Source organism: uncultured Intestinimonas sp., assembly GCF_944387725.1.
Lineage (GTDB): Bacteria > Bacillota > Clostridia > Oscillospirales > Oscillospiraceae > Intestinimonas.
In genome coordinates this window covers 1-23,168 of sequence record NZ_CALXGA010000017.1, presented here as the reverse complement: position 1 = coordinate 23,168, position 23,168 = coordinate 1, and the positions used below count along the sequence as shown (strand labels likewise).

General features: G+C 68.1%; 23 protein-coding genes. 18 read left to right on the top strand and 5 right to left on the bottom strand.

The features are described 5' to 3' along the window. Positions 1–2 precede the first annotated feature (2 nt). The 10 genes from aroB to Q0K09_RS04250 all read left to right on the top strand — a co-directional run bounded on the left by aroB (position 3) and on the right by Q0K09_RS04250 (position 10,002). Positions 3–1,085, top strand: a complete 1,083-nt coding sequence (aroB, locus tag Q0K09_RS04295; RefSeq protein WP_294473410.1) for a 3-dehydroquinate synthase — start codon at positions 3–5, stop codon at positions 1,083–1,085. Next, positions 1,082–2,269, top strand: coding sequence for a 3-phosphoshikimate 1-carboxyvinyltransferase (locus Q0K09_RS04290; RefSeq protein WP_294473409.1), 1,188 nt, complete (start codon positions 1,082–1,084; stop codon positions 2,267–2,269). The genes aroB and Q0K09_RS04290 overlap by 4 nt, the downstream gene beginning before the upstream one ends. Further along, positions 2,266–3,309 (top strand): chorismate synthase, encoded by a 1,044-nt coding sequence (gene aroC / locus Q0K09_RS04285; RefSeq protein ID WP_294473407.1) that lies wholly within the window; start codon positions 2,266–2,268, stop codon positions 3,307–3,309. The genes Q0K09_RS04290 and aroC overlap by 4 nt, the downstream gene beginning before the upstream one ends. Positions 3,310–3,343: 34 nt before the next feature. Next, positions 3,344–4,498 carry a bifunctional chorismate mutase/prephenate dehydratase gene (locus Q0K09_RS04280; protein ID WP_294473404.1) on the top strand — a complete coding sequence of 385 codons (1,155 nt, stop codon included), beginning with the start codon at positions 3,344–3,346 and terminating at the stop codon, positions 4,496–4,498. Positions 4,499–4,501: 3 nt separating this feature from the next. Beyond that, positions 4,502–5,533, top strand: coding sequence for a shikimate kinase (locus tag Q0K09_RS04275; protein WP_294473403.1), 1,032 nt, complete (start codon positions 4,502–4,504; stop codon positions 5,531–5,533). After that, positions 5,530–5,979: a type II 3-dehydroquinate dehydratase gene (gene aroQ, locus Q0K09_RS04270; protein ID WP_294473400.1), complete on the top strand. Its 450-nt coding sequence runs from the start codon at positions 5,530–5,532 to the stop codon at positions 5,977–5,979. The genes Q0K09_RS04275 and aroQ overlap by 4 nt, the downstream gene beginning before the upstream one ends. Continuing rightward, positions 5,980–6,846 (top strand): shikimate dehydrogenase, encoded by an 867-nt coding sequence (gene aroE / locus Q0K09_RS04265; protein ID WP_294473398.1) that lies wholly within the window; start codon positions 5,980–5,982, stop codon positions 6,844–6,846. It begins immediately after the preceding gene. Positions 6,847–7,159: 313 nt separating this feature from the next. Further along, the gene (locus Q0K09_RS04260; RefSeq protein ID WP_294473396.1) at positions 7,160–8,377 is read left to right on the top strand and encodes a DUF4234 domain-containing protein; all 1,218 of its coding nucleotides are present in this window, start codon (positions 7,160–7,162) and stop codon (positions 8,375–8,377) included. 169 nt (positions 8,378–8,546) lie between these two features. Next, complete coding sequence (locus Q0K09_RS04255; protein ID WP_294473393.1) at positions 8,547–9,383, top strand: zinc dependent phospholipase C family protein; 837 nt, start codon at positions 8,547–8,549, stop codon at positions 9,381–9,383. 52 nt (positions 9,384–9,435) lie between these two features. After that, positions 9,436–10,002: an isochorismatase family protein gene (locus tag Q0K09_RS04250; RefSeq protein WP_294473390.1), complete on the top strand. Its 567-nt coding sequence runs from the start codon at positions 9,436–9,438 to the stop codon at positions 10,000–10,002. Between the two features lie 54 nt (positions 10,003–10,056). On the opposite strand, the gene Q0K09_RS04245 is transcribed toward Q0K09_RS04250, so the two are convergent. From Q0K09_RS04245 to Q0K09_RS04230, 4 genes are all read right to left on the bottom strand, one after another. Continuing rightward, positions 10,057–10,272 (bottom strand): hypothetical protein, encoded by a 216-nt coding sequence (locus Q0K09_RS04245; RefSeq protein ID WP_294473387.1) that lies wholly within the window; start codon positions 10,270–10,272, stop codon positions 10,057–10,059. Continuing rightward, positions 10,269–10,463, bottom strand: coding sequence for a TraY domain-containing protein (locus Q0K09_RS04240; protein ID WP_294473386.1), 195 nt, complete (start codon positions 10,461–10,463; stop codon positions 10,269–10,271). Before Q0K09_RS04240 ends, Q0K09_RS04245 begins: the two co-directional genes overlap by 4 nt. 384 nt (positions 10,464–10,847) lie before the next feature. Then, on the bottom strand, positions 10,848–11,852 hold the full coding sequence (locus Q0K09_RS04235) for an ATP-binding protein (protein ID WP_294473382.1): 1,005 nt from the start codon (positions 11,850–11,852) through the stop codon (positions 10,848–10,850). A gap of 3 nt (positions 11,853–11,855) precedes the next feature. Beyond that, positions 11,856–12,836: a DnaD domain protein gene (locus tag Q0K09_RS04230; RefSeq protein WP_294473379.1), complete on the bottom strand. Its 981-nt coding sequence runs from the start codon at positions 12,834–12,836 to the stop codon at positions 11,856–11,858. Positions 12,837–12,967: 131 nt separating this feature from the next. Here Q0K09_RS04230 and Q0K09_RS04225 point away from each other — a divergent pair, with 131 nt between their 5' ends. From Q0K09_RS04225 to Q0K09_RS04190, 8 genes are all read left to right on the top strand, one after another. Further along, positions 12,968–13,309, top strand: a complete 342-nt coding sequence (locus Q0K09_RS04225) for a cell division protein ZapA (RefSeq protein WP_294473376.1) — start codon at positions 12,968–12,970, stop codon at positions 13,307–13,309. Positions 13,310–13,564: 255 nt separating this feature from the next. After that, positions 13,565–15,646, top strand: a complete 2,082-nt coding sequence (locus Q0K09_RS04220; RefSeq protein WP_294473373.1) for a U32 family peptidase — start codon at positions 13,565–13,567, stop codon at positions 15,644–15,646. A gap of 315 nt (positions 15,647–15,961) precedes the next feature. Continuing rightward, positions 15,962–16,411, top strand: coding sequence for a dUTP diphosphatase (gene dut / locus Q0K09_RS04215; protein ID WP_294473370.1), 450 nt, complete (start codon positions 15,962–15,964; stop codon positions 16,409–16,411). Between the two features lie 29 nt (positions 16,412–16,440). Beyond that, positions 16,441–17,034, top strand: a complete 594-nt coding sequence (locus Q0K09_RS04210; protein ID WP_294473367.1) for a Maf family protein — start codon at positions 16,441–16,443, stop codon at positions 17,032–17,034. A 13-nt stretch (positions 17,035–17,047) separates the two neighbouring features. Continuing rightward, positions 17,048–17,890, top strand: a complete 843-nt coding sequence (mreC, locus tag Q0K09_RS04205) for a rod shape-determining protein MreC (RefSeq protein WP_294473364.1) — start codon at positions 17,048–17,050, stop codon at positions 17,888–17,890. A gap of 19 nt (positions 17,891–17,909) precedes the next feature. Continuing rightward, a complete protein-coding gene (mreD, locus tag Q0K09_RS04200) occupies positions 17,910–18,422 on the top strand; it encodes a rod shape-determining protein MreD (protein WP_294473360.1) in 513 nt (170 codons plus the stop codon). Between the two features lie 43 nt (positions 18,423–18,465). Further along, positions 18,466–20,583, top strand: a complete 2,118-nt coding sequence (locus Q0K09_RS04195; protein WP_294473356.1) for a penicillin-binding transpeptidase domain-containing protein — start codon at positions 18,466–18,468, stop codon at positions 20,581–20,583. Between the two features lie 28 nt (positions 20,584–20,611). After that, positions 20,612–22,474 (top strand): glycoside hydrolase family 13 protein, encoded by a 1,863-nt coding sequence (locus Q0K09_RS04190; protein ID WP_294473353.1) that lies wholly within the window; start codon positions 20,612–20,614, stop codon positions 22,472–22,474. A gap of 83 nt (positions 22,475–22,557) precedes the next feature. Here Q0K09_RS04190 and Q0K09_RS04185 read toward each other — a convergent pair whose 3' ends face one another. Further along, positions 22,558–22,764: an alpha/beta-type small acid-soluble spore protein gene (locus Q0K09_RS04185; protein ID WP_294473350.1), complete on the bottom strand. Its 207-nt coding sequence runs from the start codon at positions 22,762–22,764 to the stop codon at positions 22,558–22,560. Positions 22,765–23,168 lie beyond the last annotated feature (404 nt).

The window sequence follows — 23,168 nt, the reverse complement described above, 5'->3', positions numbered from 1 at the left end:
CCATGAAGACCCTGACGGTGGACCTGCCCGGCCGGGCATACGACATCGAAATCGCGGGGGGCCTGCTGGACCGGGCCGGTGTGCGCATCCAGGCCGCCCTACCCCGGGCCCGGCGGCTCTTCGTGGTCACCGATACCACGGTGGGCCCGCTCTACGGACAGCGGGTGCTGGACAGCCTCTCCCAGGCGGGCTTTGAGGCCCTCCTGGTCCCCGTCCCCGCCGGGGAGCCCTCCAAGTCCCCCCGGCAGCTCGCCGTCCTGTGGGAGGAGATGATGGCCTTCGGCCTCACCCGCACCGACGCCGTGATTGCCCTGGGGGGCGGCGTGGTGGGAGATCTGGCGGGCTTCGCCGCCGCCACCATCCTCCGGGGGGTGGACTTCGTCCAGATCCCCACCACCCTCCTCTCCCAGGTGGACTCCTCCGTGGGGGGGAAGGTGGCCATTGACCTCCAGCACGGGAAGAACCTGGCCGGGGCCTTCTGGCAGCCCCGGCTGGTCCTCATGGACCCGGACACCCTGGACACCCTGGACGACAAGACCTTCGCCGACGGTATGGCCGAGGTCCTCAAATACGGCTGTATCTTTGACCGGGGCTTCTTCAACTTCCTGGCACAGCGGCCCAGCCGGGGGGCCCTGCGGGCCGAAATTGAGTCCATTTTGTATACCTGCTGCGACTTAAAACGCGCCGTAGTGGTCCAGGACGAACGGGACACCGGGGCGCGGATGTTGCTGAACTTTGGACACACCCTGGGCCACGCCTACGAGCTGGCGGGACACTATACCCGGTGGACCCACGGCCAGGCGGTGGCGGCGGGGATGGTGCTGGCGGCCCGGCTGGGGGCGGCGCTGGGGGTCACTCCGGCGGAGGTCTCCGGCCAGATCGCGGGGGCGGTGGGGGCCCTGGGACTCCCCGCCCGCATTGCCTGCTCCCAGGCCGGCTACGCCGCCGCCGTGGGCCTGGACAAGAAGGGTGCGGGGGAGGACATCACCCTCATTCTCCTGTCGGCCCTGGGCAGGGCCGTCCCACACAAGCTGCCCAAGGCGGAGCTGCTGCGGCTGCTCCAGCGAGAGGAGGACTTTCCATGAACGTCACCATCACCCCCAAGCCCCTGGCGGGGACCGTCACCCCGCCCCCCAGCAAGTCCATCGCCCACCGGGCCCTCATCGCCGCCGCCCTGGCGGAGGGGGAGAGCCGCCTTTCCAACCTGGCCCAGTCCCGGGACATCCAGGCCACCCGGGACTGCCTGGCCGCCCTGAAGCACGGCCGGCCCGCCGGGGCCGATGGTCTGCCCCGCCTGGACTGCGGGGAGTCTGGCTCCACCCTGCGCTTTCTGATTCCCGTGGCCCTGGCCCTGCGGGGGGGCGGCCATTTCACCGGCCGGGGGCGGCTTTTGGAGCGGCCCCTGGGCCCCTATTTCACCCTCTTTGACGAGAAGGGGATTTCCTATGAGAAGACCGGGGACGGTCTCACCGTCCGGGGGCGGCTCACGCCGGGGCGTTACGCCCTGCCCGGCGATGTGTCCTCCCAGTTCGTCACGGGGCTCCTCTACGCCCTGCCCCTGCTGGAGGGGGACAGCGAGATCGTCCTCACCACCCCCCTGGAGTCCCGGGGCTATGTGGACCTGACCCTGGACGCGCTGGAGAAATTCGGCGTCGCCGTGGAGGAGGGGCCCCAGGGCTTCCGGGCGCCGGGGAACCAGACCTTTCGGGCCCGGGACCTGACTATCGAGGCCGACTGGTCCCAGGCCGCCTTCTGGTACGCCGCCAGCTTCCTGGACGGGGACATCGAGATTCAGGGCCTCAACCACGACTCGGTCCAGGGGGACAGGCGCATTGCTCTGGACTACTGGACCCTGGCCCGGCCCGGAGAGGTGGAACTGGACGTGTCCCAGTGCCCCGACCTGGCGCCCCCCCTGGCGGCCATTTCCGCCGGACGCTGCGGCGTCACCCACCTCACCCACGCCGCCCGGCTCCGGGACAAGGAGAGCGACCGCCTCTCCGCCGTGGCAGAGGTTCTGACGGCCCTGGGGGCGGAGGTCCTGGAGGGCCCCGACAGCCTGACCCTGACGGGCCGGGACTCCCTCCCCGGCGGGGCGGTGGTGGACAGCCGCAACGACCACCGCATCGCCATGATGGCCGCTGTGGCCGCCCTGGCCTGCGAGGCCCCGGTGACCATCACCGGGGCGGAGTGCGTGGCCAAGTCCTACCCCAGCTTCTGGGAGGACTATGAGAAGCTGGGCGGGGACATCCGCCGGGAGGGAACGGTATGAGGCACACGATTTTCGGCGAATCCCACGGCCCCGCCATTGGGGTGGTGCTGGAGGGGGCTCCCGCCGGGCTGGAGCTGGACCTGGACCGCATAGCCCGGGAGCTGGCCCGCCGGGCCACCGGGAAAAACCCCTGGTCCACCGCCCGAAAGGAGGCCGACCAGGTTCAGGTCCTCTCGGGAGTCTTCGAGGGGAAGACCACCGGGGACCCCCTGGCCCTCCTGATTTTCAACGAGGACCAGCACTCCAGGGACTACGAGGCCCTGCGCTTCACCCCCCGGCCCAGCCACGGAGACTACGCCGGCTTCCTCAAAAGCGGCGGCTGCCTGGATTACCGGGGTGGCGGACACTTCTCCGGCCGGCTCACCGCCCCCCTGGTGGCGGCGGGCTCGGTGGCCAAGCAGCTCCTGGAGCGCCGGGGGGTCTGGGTGGGGGCCCACATCAGCGCCATCTATGGCATCTCCGACGCCGGCCTGGAGGACCCGGAGGACCTCCGGGCTGTGGCGGAGAAGGACTTCCCTGTGCTGGACGACGCCAAGGGGGAGGAGATGAAGGCCGCCATTCTGGAGGCCAAGGGGGAGGGGGACTCGGTGGGGGGCTCCATCGAGTGCGTGGTCACCGGCTTCCCCGCCGGACTGGGTTCCCCCGACTTCGGCCGCAATGTGGAGGGCCTGTTTGCCCAGTACCTCTTTGCCGTCCCCGCCGTCAAGGGAGTGGACTTCGGGGCGGGGGTGGCCCTGGCCCTCATGCGGGGCAGCGAGGCCAACGACCCCTTTGAGGTCCGGGACGGCAGGATCGTCACCCGCACCAACCACGCCGGCGGGGTCAATGGGGGCATCACAAACGGGATGCCCGTGGTCTTTGAGGTGACCATGCGCCCCACTGCCTCCATCGCCCGCCCCCAGGAGAGCGTGGACCTGCGGACCGGGGAGCCGGTGGAGCTCTCCATCCACGGCCGCCACGACCCCTGCGTCGTCCCCCGGGCGGTCCCCGTCATCGAGGCGGCGGCGGCTCTGGCCTCCTGCACCCTGCTGGGCATCTGAGCCCAAACCATCTTAGTTTAGAGGTGAACGCCCTATGAGCGAGCTCAACGGCCTCCGGGAAGCGATCGACGCCCTGGACGCCCGGCTTACGGAGTTCTTTCTCCAGCGCATGGAGCTGACCCGGCGGGTGGGGGAGTACAAGCGGGCCCATGGCATCCCGGTGCTGGACCCCCAGCGGGAACGGGAGGTCCTGGCCCAAAAGACGGCCCTGGTGGCCGACCCGGCCCTCCGGGACGATGTGGCCGCCCTCTACGAGGCCATTATGGGCATCAGCCGCCGCCAGCAGCGGCGGCTGGTGAACGAGGCGGGGAACCAGGACTACGCCCGGATTCGGGGGGCCATGGACGGGGCCCGTGCCCCCCTGGAGCACCCCCGGGTCCTCTACCAGGGGGAGCCGGGGGCCTACGCCGACGAGGCCGCGGCCCGCTTCTTCGGGGAGGACCTGCCCCGGTCCCATGTGGGGACCTGGGAGGAGGTCTTCCAGGCATTACAGCGGGGAGAGGCCGACTATGGCGTGGTGCCCATCGAAAACAGCTCCACCGGCTCCATCAACCAGGTCTACGACCTGCTGGCCCAGTACGGCCACTCCATCGTGGGGGAACAGACCGTGAAGGTGGACCACTGCCTGGCCGCCCCCGCCGGGGCCCGGCTGGACGGCGTTACCACCGTCTACTCCCACGAGCAGGGGCTCCTCCAGTGCGCCGGCTTCCTCAAGGGCCGGGGCTGGACCTGCGTTCCCCGGCTCAACACCGCCGAGAGCGCCCAGTTCGTGGCCCGGTCCGGGTCGCCCGGCCAGGCCGCTATCTGCTCCCCCCGGGCCGCCCGGCTCTACAGCCTGGAGATTTTGGCGGAGCACATCAGCGACTCCGACAGCAACGACACCCGCTTCGTAGTGGTCTCCCCGGTGATGGAGCGCCGGTCGGGGAGCGACAAGGTCAGCATTCTCTTCCGCCTGCCCCACCGGGCGGGCTCCCTTCAGGAGCTGCTGACCATCTTCGCCGTCAACGGCCTGAACCTCCTGAAGCTGGAGTCCCGGCCCATCCCGTGCCGGAGCTGGGAGTACCGCTTCTTCGCCGACTTCTCCGGGGACCTGACCGCTCCCGGCATGGACGGGGCCCTGCTGGAGCTCTTCCAGACCGCCGAACAGCTCCGGGTCCTGGGCAACTACCGCTCCAGCGGGGAGGGCTGAGCCATGGCGGAACGGGAAGCCCTCACGGTCTGGGAGCAGCTGGCCTTCTGGCTCCTGGGGCTGGAGTGCGGCATCCTGACCCTGGAGGAGGTGGAGGCCGGACTGGACCGCCGCATGGCGGAGGACCCCGATCCGCCCTTGGCCTGTGTAGACGCGGCCTGGAGCGTCACCAAGGGGTGGCTGCCCCTGACCCACACCCTGTCCGAGGCCCTGCGGAACCGGGACTGGAGCCGGGAGCGGGTCCGGCAGGCCCTGCTGGCGCGCGTCCGGGCAGGGGTCCGGAGCCGGCGGAGCCAGGACCCCCAGGCCTGGTGGGAGCCCGCCCGGCGGCTGCTCTCGCTGGAGGAGCACTTGGGCGGCGTGGTGCAGGGCACGGACCTGAGGCTGGAGCTGGACCTGGCCCAGGACCTGGCAGAGATGGGCTGTGGAGACGGCCGGGAGCTCCAGGCCCTGGTCCGGCAGGCCCTGTACCTCCCGGCGGCGGACCGGCTGCCGCCGGAGGACCCTGTCCCCCGGAGAAACGGGGAAGCGGACCGAAATCTGGTGCTCATCGGCATGATGGGCTGTGGCAAGACCACCGTGGGGGGGCTCCTGGCCCGGCGGCTGGGCCGGGAGCTGGCGGACACCGACGCCTGGATCGAGGCCCAGGCCGGCCGGAGCATCCCGGAGCTCTTCGCCGCCGAGGGGGAGGCCGGCTTCCGGGCCCGGGAGCGCTCGGCGGCGGAGGAGCTCTCCCGGCGGCGGGGACTGGTCATCGCCTGCGGCGGGGGGCTCCCCACCCAGCCGGAGGCCATGGCCCCCCTGAAGGAGAGCGGCCTGGTCTTCTGGCTGCGCCGGGACCCGGGGGAGACCTACGACACGGTCTCCATGGCCGGCCGGCCTCTGGGCCAGGGAGGGCGGGAGGCCTTTGTGGAGCGATACCGCCAGCGGGAGCCCATCTACCGCCGCTGGGCCGACTATTTCATCGCGGAGCCCACCCCGGAGGCCGCCGCCGCCCTGGCCGCCACCATTTTTTTCGAGGAGGTCGCCCCATGAAATTCCTCATCATCAACGGACCCAACCTGAACCTGCTGGGCCAGCGGGAGCCCGGCATCTACGGCCAGGAGAACTACCAGGGCCTCTGTGACCGGCTCCGGGCCTTCGCCGCTGCCCATGGCGCCTCGGCTGAGTGCTTCCAGTCCAACCACGAGGGGGCCATTGTGGACGCCATCCAGGCCGCCCAGGGGGTCTACGACGCCATCGTCATGAACCCCGGGGCCTACACCCACTACTCCATCGCCATTCTGGACGCCCTCAAGGCCGTCTCGGTGCCCTGCGTGGAGGTCCACATCTCCAATATCCACCAGCGGGAGGAATTCCGCCACAAGAGCGTCACCGCCCCCGCCTGCGTGGGCCAGATCTGCGGCCTGGGCCTCTACGGCTATGAGGCCGCTATGGGTTACTTCCTGGCCCAGGAGCAGGGCCGCGGGGAGGGGCTCTGAATGCTGGTCGAGTTGAGAAACACCACCCGAAAGCTCTGTGTCATCGGGGACCCGGTGCTCCACTCCAAATCGCCCCTGATCCACAACACCATGCTTGCAGCCCTGGGGCTGGACTATGTCTACCTCTGCCAGCCGGTCCCCGCCGGGGAGACGGCGGCCTGGCTCTCCGCCGCAAAGTGCGCCGGGTATGCCGGGTTCAACGCCACCATGCCCCACAAGGAGGCCCTGGTCCCCCTGATGGACGGCCTGGACCCTGACGCCCGGCTCTACGGGGCGGTGAACACCGTCTGCCTCCGGGAGGGCCGGGCCTTGGGCTGCAACACCGACGGCCTGGGCTTCCTCCGGGCCCTGGAGGACGCCGGGGTCCGGCCGGAGGGACGGAAGGTGGTGCTCCTGGGGGCCGGCGGGGCGGCCAAGGCGGTGGCCCTGAAGCTCGCCCAGCAGGGGGCCGAGCGGGTCTGGGTCTGCAACCGCACGGCGGAGAAGGCCCAGGCCCTCTGTGCCCAGGACCCGGCGGGGCGGCTGGCTCCGGCGGACTTCGCCCCGGAGACCCTCCGGCGGCTGTGCCGGGAGGCCGGGCTGCTGGTGAACTGCACCTCCCTGGGCATGGCCGGGGGCGGGGGGCAGTTCGAGGACCTGGGCTTTGTGGACGCCATGCCCCCGGAGGCGGCTGTCTTCGACGCCATCTACCACCCCGCCGAGACCGCCCTCCTGTCCCGGGCAAGGGCCGGAGGACACACGGCCCTCAACGGCCTGGGGATGCTCCTCTACCAGGCGGTCTTCGCCCTGGAGCATTTCACCGGCGCTTCCATTGACGCCGCAGCCATGGCCCGGAGGGTAGCCCCCCTGCTGGCGGCGGAGGCATAGCAGAACCCCCGGCCTGGGCTGCCCCTGCGCAGCCCAGGCCGGGGCGTTCTCTTTCGGACCCTCGCCGCATAGGTTGATTCCCGGCCCCTTCCACCGCCCTCCCGGCGGTCCAGGCGGGGAAAGCTTCCCCAGAAAAGGACAAAAAAGCCCCTCCGCCTGTTGAGTTCCTTCGGACTTCGTGATAAAATAAGGGGTGCGGTAACCCCAGCCGGGCCGGGGTCCACCGACCCGCTCCCGCCGCCCTCCTCCCTTGGGAGGGTCCTGTCCCCGGCGGCGGAGGCAGACCATGTTGAGAGAAGGGAGAATCCGAACCATGTATTGCAGCAAGTGCGGCCAAGAGCTTCAGGACGGCCAGAAGTTCTGCGCCAACTGCGGTGCGCCGGCAGACTCCGGCGCGGCCTCTTCGGGGGCCACACCGCCCCCGCCGCCTCCCGGTGGCTCCTACCCGCCCCCGGGAGGCTCATATCCGCCCCCCGGCGGGTCCTACCCGCCCCCCGGCGGCGGGAACCCCAACGCCAAGACCCTGGACCTGGTGCTGAAAATCTTTTCGGGCATCTGCGCCGCCCTCTTCGCCTTCCAGGCCCTGGGCCTCCTGCTCGGTACCCTGCGGCTGTTCTCCTATTTCTGGCTGGGGAGCATCCCCTTTGTGCTCCTGAGCCTCCTGGGGGCGGTGGCGGCCATTTGGATGGCCCTGGTGCTGGTGGTCCTGATCCTCAAGCGCACGCCGCCGGCCAATGACGCCCTTATGGCCTGCCTGTGCGCGGGGGTGGCGGCCCGGCTGGTGCTCAACCTCCTGGCCACCCTGGTCAACCTGCTGGGCGGTTACTTCCACTTCAGCTTCAGCTTCCTGTGGTACGCCCTGCCGGCGGCGGTGGTCTTCCTGCTCCTCTATCTGATGGGGGAGCCCCCCTTCCTGGGCAAGACCGGGGACAGCCTCAAGGCCAGCGTCCTGGAGGGCCTCGCTCTGCTGCTGTCCAATGACGCCCCCGCCGGCGGTCCCCAGCAGACCCCCCCGCCCTCCGGAGGCTACTACCAGCCCGGCCCCTCTGGGGCCCAGGACGGCGGCCAGGCGCGACAGAATTACTCCTACGGCTATCAGGGCGCCCCCCAGCCCGGCGGCGGCGCTTACAGCTACCAGACCGGCCCCCTGAAGACTGACCGGAGCCTGGTGGCCTACATCCTGCTGAACATCGTCACCTGCGGCATCTACGGCTACTACTTCCTCTACACCCTGGCCCGGGACGTGAACACCGTCTGCGAGGGCGACGGGGAGCGGACCCCCGGCCTGCTGCCCTTTATCCTGCTGAGCATTGTCACCTGCGGGTTCTATGCCCTCTACTGGTACTACTGCGTGGCCAACCGCCTGGCGGCCAACGGCCCCCGGTACGGCCTGAACATCCAGGAGAACGGCACCACCATCCTGCTGTGGTATCTGCTGGGCCTGCTGCTGTGCGGCATCGGCCCCTATGTGGCCATGTTCTTCCTCATCAAGAACACCAACCGCATCTGCGACGCCTACAACCGGCGGTAACGGCCAAAGGCCGCCTCGAAAGAGGCGGCCTTTTCCCTGTCTGCCGCCGGGCGCTTTGGGGGGAAGGCCGGGGGCCGGGCCGGGGAATTCGGCAATTTTGCTCTTTTCTTCTCTCGGAAAACGTGGTAGAATCAAGGAAACTACATCGCAGACAGAAAGAGGACCATTCATGCCCAATTATTACGCCCATCTGACCTTCGGCGCCCAGGTGCTCGCCCGCCTGGACCCCGCCCTGCGCCTCCGGCTGGAGGAGGAGCGCCCCGCCTTCGATCTGGGCTGCCTGGGGCCTGACCCCCTGTTCTTCTACCACCCGGTCCTGCCCAACCGGGTCCGCCGGGAGGGCATGGCCCTCCACGCCCAGTCCGCCCTGCCGGTCTTCGAGCGGCTGCGCCGTGGGGTGGCGGAGGAGCGGCCCATGGCCTGGGGCTATGCCGCCGGCTTCCTGTGCCACCTGGCCCTGGACAGCGCCTGCCACCGCTGGATCGACCAAAAGGCCGACGCCGGACCTGTGACCCATCTGGCCATGGAGGCCGAGTTTGACCGCCTGCTGATGGAGCGGGACGGCCTGCGCTCCCTGGGCTGCTCCTACCTGCCCCCCGTGCCGCCGGAGGAGGTCTTTGCCGCCGCCGCCCTGGCCTATGAGGCCGGCCCCGCCCAGGTGGAGGAGGGCTACCGCTCCATGCGGAAGACCACCGCCCTCTTTGCCCGGCTCTCCGGGCGCCAGCTCAGCCGCCCGGCCAACTTCCTGGCGGGCCGGTTGCCCAAGCTCCGGGCCCTCCGGGGGATCTTCCTCACCGCCCGGCCCCGGTCCGCCTTTGAAGAGAGCAACGTCTACCTGACCCAGCAGCTCTCCGCCGCCGTGGAGCCCGCCGCCCAGCAGACGGCCCGCTTCTTCCGGGCGGCGGTCAGCGGCGGCCCCCTGGACGCCTGGCTGGACCGGGACTTCAAGGGGAATCTCTCCGCCGGCGGCCACCCCGCCGGGGCCCGCTCTGCACCTGCCTATTAAGGCTCCGCCCCCTTCCGCCGGGAGGGACTAACGAGAAAGGAAGTGCATCCCCATGGAAAAGAACCAGAACGCCCGTTTCCGCCTCAACGCCGAGGACGCCGTCCTCCTGGTCATCGACGCCCAGGAGAAGTTGATGGCGGCCATGGACCACACCCCCCAGGTCCTCAAGAACACCAAGCTGCTCCTTCTGGCGGCTCAACAGCTTGACTTCCCGGTGGTGGTTACCGAGCAGTACCCCCAGGGCCTGGGGGCCACCTCCGCCGAGCTGCTGGAGGCCATGCCCCAGGGCTGGACCCGGATTGAGAAGTCCGCCTTTGACGCCGCTGGCCCCGAGCTCCTGGGCGTGCTCTCCGCCCTGGGCCGGAAGTCGGTGGTGGTGTGCGGCACCGAGACCCATGTGTGCGTCTACCAGACCACCCGGAGCCTGCTGGAGCAGGGCTACCAGGTCTTCCTGATCCAGGACGCAGTGTGCTCCCGGTTCACCCACAACTACAAGAGCGGCCTGGCCCTCATGCGGGAAATGGGGGCGGTGATCCTCACCGCCGAGGGGGCGGTCTTCGACCTGCTGAAGGTCTCCGGCACCCCCGCCTTCAAGGTCCTCTCCAAGGCTTTGAAGTAAAAAACACGAAAAAGAGGATGGGTTTCGGGAAATCCTGGAGCCCATCCTTTTCTGTTATAGTTCCGACGCGGACGCAGTTTGGCCCTCCGGCGGGGGCAGGAGCTGGTAAATTCGCTCGGTTTTGGGGGGCTGTCCCCCAGCCGCCCGCCAGCCGGCGGCAAAGGCCAGCCGCACCATGGAAAAGAGGTAGTGCTCGGCCTCGTCATACGCGTGCCGCTCCAGAAAATCAGAAAAGGCCGCTTCAAACTCGTTGCTGTACATTACCATCACCGATGTAAAATGTTTCTTCTGGAGGGCTCCACCGATTCCTGGTTCTCCAGGTGGTCCCGCAGGACAAGATTGACATAGCTGGAAAGGGAGCGGTCCGAGTCTTCCGCTAACGTGTGAAGACGCTCCAGAACGGTCATATCCAGGGTCAGACTGACCTTTTCTTTTAGGGCTTGTTTGAAACATGTCAACATGCCCAACCGGCGGGGCTTTTGCCCCCTGGACGGCGCAATATTTCCTTGAAATCCGCCAGGATTCCTGCGAAAAAATTGCTTGCCAGCGGCCAAAATCCATCGCCGCTGGACGCATCGCCAATTTTCAAACAAGCCCTAAGACAATGTGAAGCCAGCCTTGAGGTGATTTCCCATGCGGCCCTTGAAGAAAAGCGTCAGCATAGCCCTGGACGCCCCCATTCTGGAGCGTGTTTCCGCCTTGGCCGAGGAGACCGCTCCCTCTCCAGCTACATCAACCTGGTCCTGCGGGCCCATTTGGAGACCCTGGACCGGGCGGAGCCACCCGATTCTCCGCCCCGGACGTAGCACAAAGGCCGCCCGTCCGGGCGGCCTTTCCTTGTGTGCTCAGAGTCTCTGCTTGCGCTGGAGGCGGATGTCCTGGCCGAAGAAGGGCAGGACCCGGTACTCCCCCTCCAGCCGGGAGGCGATCTGGGGGGTGTACCGCAGCCGCACGTCGTCCATGGTGAGGTTGGAGCTGACAACCGTCCGCCGCCCGGCGGCCAGGCGGCTGTTCACCAGCCGGTAGAGGGCGGACTGGACGAAGGGGGTGGACAGCTCGCTGCCCAGGTCGTCCAGCACCAGCAGATCACAGCCCAGATACCGCCGGGTGCCGTCCCGGGCCTCCCGGGCGTCCCCCCCGTCCCGGGAAAATTTTTCCGTCTCGAACTGGGCGAAGAGGTTCCCCGCCGTTTCGTAGACCACGGAGAAGCCGTTTTCCGACACGGTCCGGGCGATGCAGGCCGACAGGAAGGTCTTCCCCAGGCCGGTGCCCCCGCTGAGGAAGAGGTTGTCAAAGTAGTACCGGCCAAAGTTCCGGGCGTAATCCCGGCAGATTTTATAGACCTTCTCCATGTTCTCCCGGGGGGAGCGGCCCCAGTCGGGCCACACCTCCGGGGAGTAGTAGGAAAAGTCAAATTTCTCGAAGGACTGCTCCCCCAGGTCCAGCAGCTGGGAGAGCTCCTTGAGCTGCTCCTGGGCGCAGAGGGCCTTGAGGCAGTCGCACATGCCGGCCCCCACCCAGCCGGTGTCCCCGCACTTGGGGCACATGGGCTTGTCCTCCAGGGCGCCGGCGCTCCAGCCGTGGCTGGTGAGGAGGCCGGAGAGCTCCCGCTGGAGGGCCTGGTTCTCCGCCCGGATGTGCGCCAGGGCCGGGCCGGGGTCTACCCCCTCCCGGAGGGCGGCGGCCACCACCTGGGCCATGGTCTGCCGGAGCTTCCGGTCGATCTCCCGGGCCCGGGGCAGGGTTCGGAAGATCTCCTGGCGGGTCGCCTCCTGCCGGGAACGCCAGGCCGATCGCTGGGCGGCCAGCCGGGCCTGGGCGCTGTGCAGAACGCTTTCGCTGTATCCCATGGGCTAGTCCTCCTTCTTTCCGGTCTCCTCCAGGAACCGGTCCATCCAGTCCATATCCTCCTTGAGCCGCTCCTGGGCCCGCTGGGGGGAGGGCTGGGCCGCCGGGCCCGCCGGACTCCGGGCCGGGCTCTGGGGCCGGGTGGAGTCCCCCTCCTCCACCTGCTGCCGGGTGTGGAGGCCCTTCTGGTGCCAGCTGCGGAGGATGGAGTTCATATAGGCCCAGTTCAGGGCCCCCTTCTTCATAACGGTCCGCTCGTAGGCCAGGGCGATGGCCTCGTCGTCGAAGCCCAGATCCACCCAGGAGGCGAGATACCTGCGCTCCCCCTCCACCGGAGGCCGGCCGGAGATGCCCAGCCGGGGCAGAAGGGTGCGCTCCCGGTCCCGGAGGGCGGAGAGGTGCCGGACGTGGGCGTCGGCGGCCTCGGGGGTGTCCACCCCCAGGCGCTTCCAGAGGAAGGCCTCCCGGCGGAGCTGGGACATCCGGGGCTTGCGGCCGGGGCCGTACTTGCGCTGGGCCTCCTCGGTACACCAGGTGGTCAGCAGCAAAATGACCTCGGCGGGGAGGGCCAGAAAGTCGTACATGGTGTAGAGCATCTTCAAATCGGAGGGAGAGAGGACCTTTCCCAGACGCCGCTCCAGCTCCCGGACCAGATGGGGGAAGATCCCGCCCCCCTCCAGCTCCTGGGCGATGTCGGCGGCGGCGTAGTCCGGGGGGCCCTCCGGCTCCGGGGGGGCCGGGGCGGGCGAGAGGTCGGCGTCGGCCCTGGCCAGGCCCAGCCCGGCCAGGGCCCGGTAGGCCTCCTGGACCCGGGCGTCGGTCCAGCCCAGGGCTTTCCGGGCGGCTTCGGCCTCAAAGAGCCCGCCCCTCCGCAGGAGGTGAAGATAGAGGAGGGCGGCGTCCCCGCTGCCCCCCTTCACCAGACGGTCGGCGGCCGCCGCCGTCATAGAGACCACCCCGCCCGGGGGCAGCACCTGCACCGTCATTCGCTCCGCCTCCTTCCTTCCGTACCGTCTATTGTACCGTAAAACCTGTCGGAAGAAAAGATAAATTTCATTTTCATCTCTTGCCAACTTATGATATAATGTTGCATCATCTCAACTAGGGAGGGCCCGTTGTGAAAAACAAGATCGCTGTTTCCATCGCGGGGCAGACCTACCATCTGGTCGCCTCTGAGGAGTCCTGCTACATGGAAAAGGTGGCCGCCCATGTGGATGCGAAGATCCAGGAGGTGTTGGAGGCGTCCAAGGTCTCTCTGGTGGATGGCGCGGTACTGGGCGCACTGAATATTGCCGACGAGTATTTCAAAGAGGTGGAGACCTCGGAAAACCTCCGCCGCCAGCTCAAGGAGTACCTGGAGGAGGCCACCAAGCTGAAGATGGAGCTCTCCGAGGCCAAGCGGGAGATTTTCAAGCTCCAGAACAAGAAGCCGCCCGCCGGGGGGAAGACCGCCACCTGACTGGGGGATTTCGGGGGCAGGCCCCCTTTTGAAGGTCCGGCGTCCCGCCGGAACGGGTTTGCGGCCCCCGGAGGGATTCCGGCCCCCGGCAGGGTGCCGAGACCTGTTCCGGCGGGACGCTGGACCCTCAGGGGGGCCCCTTGCCTCCGGCTGGCCGCCGGACCTCAAGGCCAGATGGAATCTGGCAAACGACCCCAAGGGGGGGTACCCTTGCCCAACCGTTTCTATGGAAAATCAAACAGAGAGGAAATCCCCATGCTGGAACTGCTCGCCCCTGCCGGATCGCCGGAGGCGGTTACCGCTGCGGTGCAGGCCGGCGCCGACGCCGTCTATCTGGGCTTCGGCGCGTTCAACGCCCGCCGCAACGCCAAAAACTTCACCCTGGAGGAGCTCACCCAGGCCGTCTCCTACTGCCACGTCCGGGGGGTCAAGGTCTACCTCACCCTCAACACCCTGGTCACCGACCGGGAGCTCCCCGCCGCTGCCGAGACCGTGGCCCAGGCCGCCCAGGCCGGAGTGGACGCCGTGCTCATCCAGGACCTGGGAGTCCTGCGGATGCTCCGTCAGACCGTCCCCGGCCTGGCCGTCCACGGCTCCACCCAGCTCACCGTCCACTCCCTGGAGGGGGCCCGGCGCTGCGCCGGGCTGGGCATGACCCGGGTGGTCCTCGCCCGGGAGCTCTCCCGGGAGGCCATTGAGTATATCTGCCTGCACGCCCCCATCGAAATCGAAATCTTCGCCCACGGGGCCCTGTGTATGTGCTACTCCGGCCAGTGCTTCTTCTCCTCGGTGATTGGGGGCCGTTCAGGGAACCGGGGCCTGTGCGCCCAGCCCTGCCGCCTGGCCTATGGTTGGGGGAAGAAGGCCAACGGCCACCCCCTTTCCCTCAAGGACCTCTCCCTGGCCGGACACCTCCAGGAGCTCAGAAAGCTGGGGGTCAAGTGCCTGAAGCTGGAGGGGCGCATGAAGCGCCCGGAGTATGTGGCCGTGGTCACGGGCATCTACGCCCGGGCCCTCCACGAAAACCGGGAGCCCACCTCCGAAGAGCTGGAGCAGCTGGAGGCCGCCTTCTCCCGGCAGGGCTTCACCGACGGGTACTACCTGAACCAAAAGGGCCCGGAGATGTTCGGCGTCCGGCAGGAGGGCGAGGAGCCCCGTGCGCTCTTTGCCCAGACCCGGAGCCAGTACCTCAGCGGGGAACGCCAGCGGGTGGGGGTGACTTTTTACGCCCTGGTCCGGCCCGGAGAGCCCCTTCAGGTGGGGGTCCGGGACGGGGAGGGCCGCACCGCCACCGCCGCCGGGCCCGTCCCGGAACCGGCCCGAACCCGCCCCCTGGACCGGGAGGCGGTGGAAAAGCAGCTCTCCCGCACCGGGGGGACCCCCTACCGCTGCGAGAACGTCCGGGCCCTGGTGGAGCCGGGGCTCTCGGCTCCGGCGGCCGCCCTCAACGCCCTGCGCCGGGAGGTGCTGGAGGACCTGACCCGCCAGAGAGGGGCCCCCGCCCCGGTGGAGCTGATGGAATTCCAACCCGGGGTCCGCTACGAAAACCGCCGGGAGCCCCCGGCGCTCACCTTCTCCCTGCTCCGGGCGGAGCAGCTCACCCCGGAGCTGTGCGCCCTGGGCCCCGCCCTGGTCTATCTCCCGGCGGCGGAGGCCGCCGCCCACCCCCAGACGGTGGAGCTGGCCCTCTCCCAGGGCTGCCGGGTGGGGGCGGTCCTGCCCCGGGTCTGCTGGGACCGGGAGCGGAAGGCCCTGGAGCGGGACCTGGAGGCCCTCCGGGCCCTGGGAGTCACCGACGCCCTGGTGGGCGCCCTGGACCTGATGGACGCCGCCCAGGCCGCCGGGCTCACCCTCCGGGGGGACTTCGGCCTCCACGTCTTCAACGCCCAGGCCCTCAAGGAGCTCAAGCGCCTGGGCTTCGCCTCGGCCACCGCCTCCTTCGAGCTCAAGCTGGCTCAGATTCGGGACCTCTCCAAGTGTCTGGACCTGGAGGTCATCGTCTACGGGCGGCTGCCCCTGATGATCACCGAGAACTGCATTGTGAAAAACGGCTTTGGCCGCTGCGCCTGCAGGGAGAGCCCCATGCTCACCGACCGGAAGGGAGAGCGCTTCCCGGTGGTCCCGGCCCCGGGCTGCCGCAGTGAAATCCTCAATGCCAAGACCCTCTTCCTGGCCGACAAGCCGGAGTACCGCCGGGCGGGGGCCTGGGCCGCCCGGCTCCTCTTCACCACCGAGGACCCCCAGACCTGCGTCCGGGCGGCGGAGCGCTGCCTGGGCCGGGGGAGCTGGGCCCCCAGGGACCTGACCCGGGGGCTCTACTATCGGGATGTGGAGTGACTGGAAAGGAGCGAAACCCGTGCAGAAGAAACCGCCGAAAGGGTGGAACGTGGTCCTAAACGCCGCCGCCCTGATGCGCTGTCGCAGGAGCCGCCGAGCGGACGGATGCCCGGCAAAGCCATCCAACTAGGGCTTGTTTGAAAAATGTCAACATGCCCAACCGGCGGGTCTTTTGCCCCCTGGACGGCGCAATTTTTCCTTGAAATCCGCCAGGATTCCTGCAAAAAAATTGCTTGCCAGCGGCTCAAAATCCCTCGCTGCTGGACACATCGCCAATTTTCAAACAAGCCCTAGAGAAACACGAGGAGCCCTGTTATGGAACTGAAAATCAAAGCCGTCTCCCCCAAGCTGGGCGGGGAGCTGCCCCTTCCCTACTACGCCAGCCCCGGCGCGGCGGCCATGGACCTCCATGCCTGCCTGGACGAGCCTTTGACCCTCTCCCCCGGGGCCCTGGTGAGCATCCCCACCGGCCTGGCCATCGCCCTGCCCTCGGCGGCGTATATGGCCCTGGTCTTCGCCCGATCGGGGCTGGGGGTCAAGCACGGCATCGCCCTCTCCAACGGGGTGGGGGTCATTGACAGCGACTACCGGGGGGAGATTCGGGTGGGGCTCACCAACCTCTCCCACGTCCCCTACACCGTCCGGCCTGGGGATCGCATCGCCCAGCTGGCGGTGGTGCCGGTGGTCCAGGCCCGGCTGGTGCCGGTGGAGGACCTGGACGAGACCGCCCGGGGGACCGGGGGCTTCGGCTCCACCGGCCTCTGAGGGCCCATAGAAAACGAGGTGTTGTACCCATGCAGTTGATTCTTGCCTCCGGCTCTCCCCGGCGGCGGCAGCTTTTGGAGCAGATCGGACTGACCTTCACAGTCCGGGCCTCCGACGCCGACGAGCGCGTGGTCCCCGGCCTCTCCCCGGCAGAGGTGGTGGAGGTCCTCTCGGCCCGGAAGGGGGAGGCGGTGGCCGCCGGGGCCGCCCCCGGGGACCTGATTCTGGCCGCCGATACAGTGGTGTCCCTGGACGGCGCTATTCTGGGGAAGCCGCAGGACCGGGAGGAGGCTGTGAGCATGCTCACTTCCCTCTCGGGACGCACCCACCAGGTCTACACCGGCGTCACCCTGATCCGGGACGGAGTCCGGCGCACCGAGCACGAAGTCACCGCTGTCACCTTCCGCTCCCTGTCCCCGGAAGAGATCGCCGCCTATGTCTCCACCGGGGAGCCCATGGACAAGGCCGGGGCCTACGGCATCCAGGGCCTGGGGGCCCTGCTGGCGGAGCGGCTGGAGGGGGATTACTTCAACGTCATGGGGCTGCCCCTGTGCCGCCTGGGACGGATGCTCTCCCGGTTCGGGGTCCGTCCCCTGGAGGACGCTGGGGCCCTGCCGGAATAAGGAGATACCGCCATTGAAGGACTTTTTCCGCAACAACGGCCTTTTGATCCTCATTGCCGCCGCCCTCCTGGCCGCCCTCACCGCCGTGGGCTCCTACCTGTTCCAGGGGGCGCCCAACCCCCTGGAAAACGTCCTGGGGGTGGTGACCACCCCCATTCGGGACGGCATCTCCGCCCTGGCCGGCTGGGCCGAGGGGATCTACAACTACTCCTTCCACTATGAGGAGCTCCAGGCCGAAAACGAGCGCCTGCGGGCCGAGCTGGCCCAGCTCCAGGAGACGGCCCGGGACGCCGAGGCCGCCGTCAAGGAGAACGAGCGCCTGCGGGAGCTGCTGGGCCTGCGGGAGCAGCGCCGGGAGCTCACCTTTGAGTCGGCCACCATCACCGCCCGCTCCACCAGCAACTGGGCCTCCACCATGACCCTCAGCAAGGGCTCCGCCCAGGGGGTGGCGGCGGGGGACTGCGTGGTGGACGCCGCCGGGAATCTGGTGGGCATCATCGACGAGGCGGGGACCAACTGGTCCACCATGATTACCGTGGTGGACGCCACCCTGGAGATGGGGGCCCTGCTCTCCCGCACCGAGTCCATCGCCATTCTCGAAGGGGACTTCACCCTCATGGCCCAGGAGCGGCTGAAGCTCACCTACCTGCCGGAGAACACGGAGCTGCTTACCGGGGACCTGGTGCTCACCTCCGGCCTGGGGGGGAACTACCCCTCCGACCTGGTGGTGGGGACCATCGCGTCCATCCACACCGACGCCTCCGGCATGTCCCGCTACGCCGTCATCACGCCGGCGGCCGACCTGGAGAGTTTGGTCCAGGTCTTCATCATCAAGGACTTCGACATCGTAGAGTAACCCCCGAGGAGGTCTCGTCTTGACCCGTCAGGATCACGTCCGAAAATGGACAATCTACGCCCTGGCCCTGCTGCCGGTGTGGTGGCTGGAGGTCTATGTCCTCAACCGCTTTCCGGTGCTGGGAGTGGTTCCCATGCTGCTGCCGGTGGCCGCCGTCACCGTGGCGGTGCTGGAGGGGACTGTGGCCGGGGCCGGCTTCGGCCTGGGGGTGGGCATCCTCTGCGACGCCGTGTACTACGGCGGCTGGGGGGGGATGACCCTGGGCCTGTGCCTGCTGGGCTGGGGAGCCGGGGCCGCCGCCCAGTACGCCCTGCGCCGGAACTTCGGCGGATCCCTGCTCTGCGCCGCCGCCGCCCTGGCCGTCATCGCCGCCGCCCGGGTGGTCTCGGGGCTCTTTACGGGCCTTGCCCACCTCCCGGCCCTGCTGGAGGTGGCCGTGCCGGAGCTTCTCTGGTCCTTGTGCTTTGTCTGCCCCCTCTATCCCTGGTTTTTCTGGGTGCGGCGGCGGATTCACAAGTTTCTGCGGCTCTGATTCCATTTCAGCGCCCTTCCCCGCGTTTTAGAAAGGAGCAGCCATGGACGGCAAGCAGTTTCGATTTCGCGTCCGCAGCATCATCGCCCTGCTGGGGGCCATCCTGTTCGCCTTTGTCTGGGTCCTCTACGACCTCCAGTACGTCCACGGGGCGGAGTATCTGGAGCAGTCCCAGCGGCGCATCGCCCGCACGGAGACGGTGGAGGCCGCCCGGGGGGAGATTCTGGACCGCTATGGCCGGGTCCTGGTCACCAACCAGGAGAGCTACAACGTGCGCCTGGACACCTCCTTTATGGGGGGAGAGGAGAACGAGATTCTCCTCAAACTCCTCTCCATCAGCCGGGAGGAGGGGGTGGCGTGGGCAGATACCCTGCCGGTCTCCGAAACCGCCCCCTTTGTCTTCACCCTGGACTCCGCCGCCTCCGGGGCGGTGAGCAACCTCCAGCGCCTGGCGGCCGACCGGGACTGGAGCGGCCTCCTGCCCGATGAGGAGGAGGTGGACTCGATCCGGGAGACCGCCCAGGCCGGCCTGGGCTCCGTCCGGCCCAGCGCCCAGGCCTTTATGGAGGTCCTGCGGGACGATTATGAGGTGGACCCCGCCCTCTCCGACGCCGAGGCCCGTGCCCTGATCGGGGTGCGCTATGAGCTCACCCTCCGGGACCGGGAGATCACCTATACCGCCTACGTCTTCGCCCAGGACGTCCAGATGCCCTTCATTGTCAAGGTCACGGAGGCGGGACTGGCGGGGGTCAATATCGACACCACCTCCACCCGGGTCTACAACACCACCTATGCCGCCCATCTTCTGGGGCTGGTGACCTCCATCTATCCCGAGGAGGTGGACTACTATGCGGAGCTGGGCTATTCCATGGACGCCCGGGTGGGCCGGGGCGGGGTGGAGCAAGCCTTTGAGTCCTACCTCCACGGTACCCCGGGCCGGCGGTCCATCGAGACCGACGACCAGGGCAAGGTGGTCAGCGGGGACGAGAATTGGGCGGTGGACAGCGCCACCGGAGAGGTCCTGGCCCCCGACCCCGGGGACAACGTGGTCCTCACCCTGGACATCAAGCTCCAGGAGGCGGTGGAGCGGGCCCTGGCCGAGGGCATCGAGGGCCTGACCTCCCAGGACACCCAGGGCGGCGCGGCAGTGGTGGTGGACATGACCGGCGGGGTGCTGGCCAGTGCCTCCTACCCCACCTATGACCCAACCACCTACACCCAGAATTACAACACTCTGAATGCCGACCCCCTGCGTCCCCTGTTCAACCGGGCCACCCAGGGCGCCTATCCCCCTGGTTCCACCTTCAAGATGGTCACCGGCCTGGCCGGGCTGGAGGAGGGGCTCATCACCCCGGAGACGGAGATTTTGGACACCGGCCGCTACCGCGCCTACCCGGACTACCAGCCCATGTGCTGGCTCTACCGGGAGTCCCGCGGCACCCACGGCCTGGAGAATGTCACCGAGGCCATCCGGGACTCCTGCAACGTCTTCTTCTACGATGTGGGCCGGCGGCTGGGCGAGGAGACGCTGGCGGAATACGCCGCCCGCTTCGGCCTGGGGGAACCCACAGGCATTGAGATCGCGGAGTCCACCGGACGGATGGACTGCGAGGAGACCACCCTCAGCCTGGGCCTTCCCTGGTACGACGGCATCACCCTTCAAATCGCCATCGGCCAGGGCAACAGCCTGTTCACCCCCCTCCAGTTGGCCAACTATGCGGCCACCCTGGCCAACGGCGGCACCCACTACGCTGCCCACCTCCTCAAGGAGGTCAAGTCCAGCGACTACTCCCAGGTGGCCTACCAGTACGAGCCTCAGGTCCTCAATGAGCTGGACCTGGACCCCGAAAATCTCGCGGCTGTCACTGAGGGGATGCTGCTGGTGACCACCGAGGGCTCCGCCCGGGGCTACTTTGCCAATCTGGACATCCCGGTGGCCGCCAAGACGGGATCGGCCCAGGTCAGCAGCGCCACCCAGTCCAACAACCTCTTTGTCTGCTTCGCCCCCTACGACGACCCGGAGATCGCCGTGGCCATCGTGGTGGAACGGGGGGGTTCCGGTTCCCTCCTGGCCGGCATCGCCGTGGAGATTCTGGAGTACTACTTCTCCTCCGGCGGCGGCATGGAGACAGTGACCCCGGAGAACACCCTTCTACGCTGAAATTTTTACGCCATTGCGAGGGATTTTCTTGAGCGAGCACACCACCTTTGATTCCCGGGACCCCCGGTGCAAGACCCCCTTCGGGGCGGTCCCCTCCGGGACCCAGGTAGCCCTGACCCTCCGGCCCGGCCGGGGGGAGGGCTGGTCCCGGGCCTTTCTCCGGGCCCGGTTTGAGTTTTGGGACAACGAGGTCCGCACCCTCCCCATGCCCTGGACGGGGCTGGAGGAGGACCGGGACCTCTTTTCCTGCACCCTGGACACCGGGGACTACCTGGGCCTGATCTGGTACTCCTTCCTTCTGGAGGGGCTGGACGGGAGGCGCCTGGAGCTCCCGGAGCGGCAGCTCACGGTCTACGACGGCACGGCCCAGGTCCCGGCCTGGTTTGGAGAGGGGGTCACCTATCAGATTTTCCCCGACCGCTTCCGCCGCACCTCCATTCCCGACCCCACCGGCATGGTGGGGGGCCGCAGCGTCCACACCGGCTGGTACGAGGAGCCGGAGTGGCGGCCCGATGCGCGGGGGGAGGTCCGCAACCGGGACTTCTTCGGCGGCTCCTTCGCCGGGGTCCTGGAGAAGCTGGACTACCTTCGGGACCTGGGGGTGGAGACCCTCTACTTCTGTCCTGTCTTCGAGGGGGCGGAGAACCACCGCTACGGCACCGGGGACTACGAGAAGATCGACCCCATGCTGGGGAGCAATCAGGACTTTGAGGTCCTCTGCGCCGCCGCCCGGGCCCGGGGGATGCGGGTGATGCTGGACGGGGTCTTCAACCACCAGGGCTTTGTGAGCCGCTACTTCAACGGGGATGGCTCCTACCCCGGCCTGGGGGCCCACCAGTCCAAGGAGTCCCCCTATTACAGGTGGTACCGCTTCTCCCAATGGCCGGACCAATACGAGTCCTGGTGGGGCATCTACTCCCTGCCGGCGGTGAACGAGGCCGAGCCCAGCTATGTGGATTACATTGTGGAAAACCCAGACAGCATCGTCCGCCGGTGGCTGGAGGCCGGGGCGGACGGCTGGCGGCTGGACGTGGCCGACGAGCTCCCCGACGAGTTTATCCGCGGGCTCCACGCCGCCGCCCGGGCGGTGAAGCCCGAGGCGGTGGTCATCGGCGAGGTGTGGGAGGACGGCTCCAACAAGATCGCCTACGGCGTCCGGCGGCGGCACCTCCAGGGGGGGTATCTGGACGGTCTGATGAACTACCCCTTCCGCAACGCGGTGCTCTCCTGGCTGCTGGGGGGGGACGCCGGGGCCTTCCGGGAGACCATGGAGCAGCAGCGGGAGAACTACCCCCCCGCCGCCTTCCACTCCGGCATGAACGCCCTGGGCACCCACGACACGGTGCGGATTCTCACTCTGCTGGGGGTAGGGAGCGATTGCGCCGCCCAGAGTAAGGGGTGGCGGGCCGAGTACCGCATGACGCCGGAGGAGCGGCAGCGGGGCCTCCAGCGGCTGCGGCTGGCCTCTCTGGTGCAGTACGCCTTTCCCGGCAGCCCTACCCTCTACTACGGGGACGAGGCGGGGATGGAGGGCTTTGAGGACCCCTTCAACCGCCGCCCCTTCCCCTGGGGGAGTGAGGACCGGGACCTGACGGCCTGGTACGCCGCCCTGGGCCGGGCCCGGCAGACGCTCCCGCCCCTGCGCCGGGGGGACATCCAGTATGTCCGGGCGGAGGACGGAGTGCTGGCCTTTACCCGGACCTGGGAGGGGGACGTGGTGCTCTGCGCCGCCAACGGGGGCGGGACCCCGGCCCGGTTGGAACTCCCCGGCGCCTGGGCCGATCTGGACGGCAGGGTGGCCTGGCCTGCCCGCCGGGATACCGGCCTGGCCCGCATTGAGCTGCCCCCCATGACCGGCCTGCTTTTGCGCCGCCTGCCGGAAGAGAGATAAAGAAGATGGAAAAAGGCCCCGGGCCCGGAGGAAAGTTCCTCCGGGCCCGGGGCGTTGCTACGGGCCGTTTTCGGGAAAGCTGGTTACTGCATCCCGTTCTCGTAGGCCTGAATCATCTTTTTGACCATCTGACCGCCCACGCTGCCGGCCTCGCGGCTGGTGAGATCGCCGTTGTAGCCCTGCTTCAGGTTGACGCCCACCTCCTGGGCCGCCTCCATCTTGAACTTGTTGAGGGCCTCACGGGCGCTGGGGACCACAGGCTGGTTGGAATTGTTGTTGTTGCTGGACATAAGCTTCACATCTCCTCTGTTCGTTGATGGTGGATTGGGAATCCAGACATAGCTTTGCCCCGCGCCAGGTTTCTATGTGCGCCAGTTTTTGCCGCGCTTTTTGTGCTGTTTTCGCCCGCCGGCGGCGGCTTTCTTGCAGAGGGCCGCCGGTTTCTTTTGCGGCTGTGCCGCCCTGCGGCTTTCCGCATTGAAAATTGGCGATGTGTCCAGCAGGGAGGGATTTTGGGCCTCTGGCAAGCAATTTTTTCGCAGGAATCCTGGCGGATTTCAAGGAAAAATTGCGCCGTCCAGGGGACAAAAGACCCGCCGGTTGGGCATGTTGACATGTTTCAAACAAGCCCTAGGGCTTGTTTGAAAAATAAAAGTTGCACAAAAGGAGCAAATATGCGAAACTAAAAGGTATG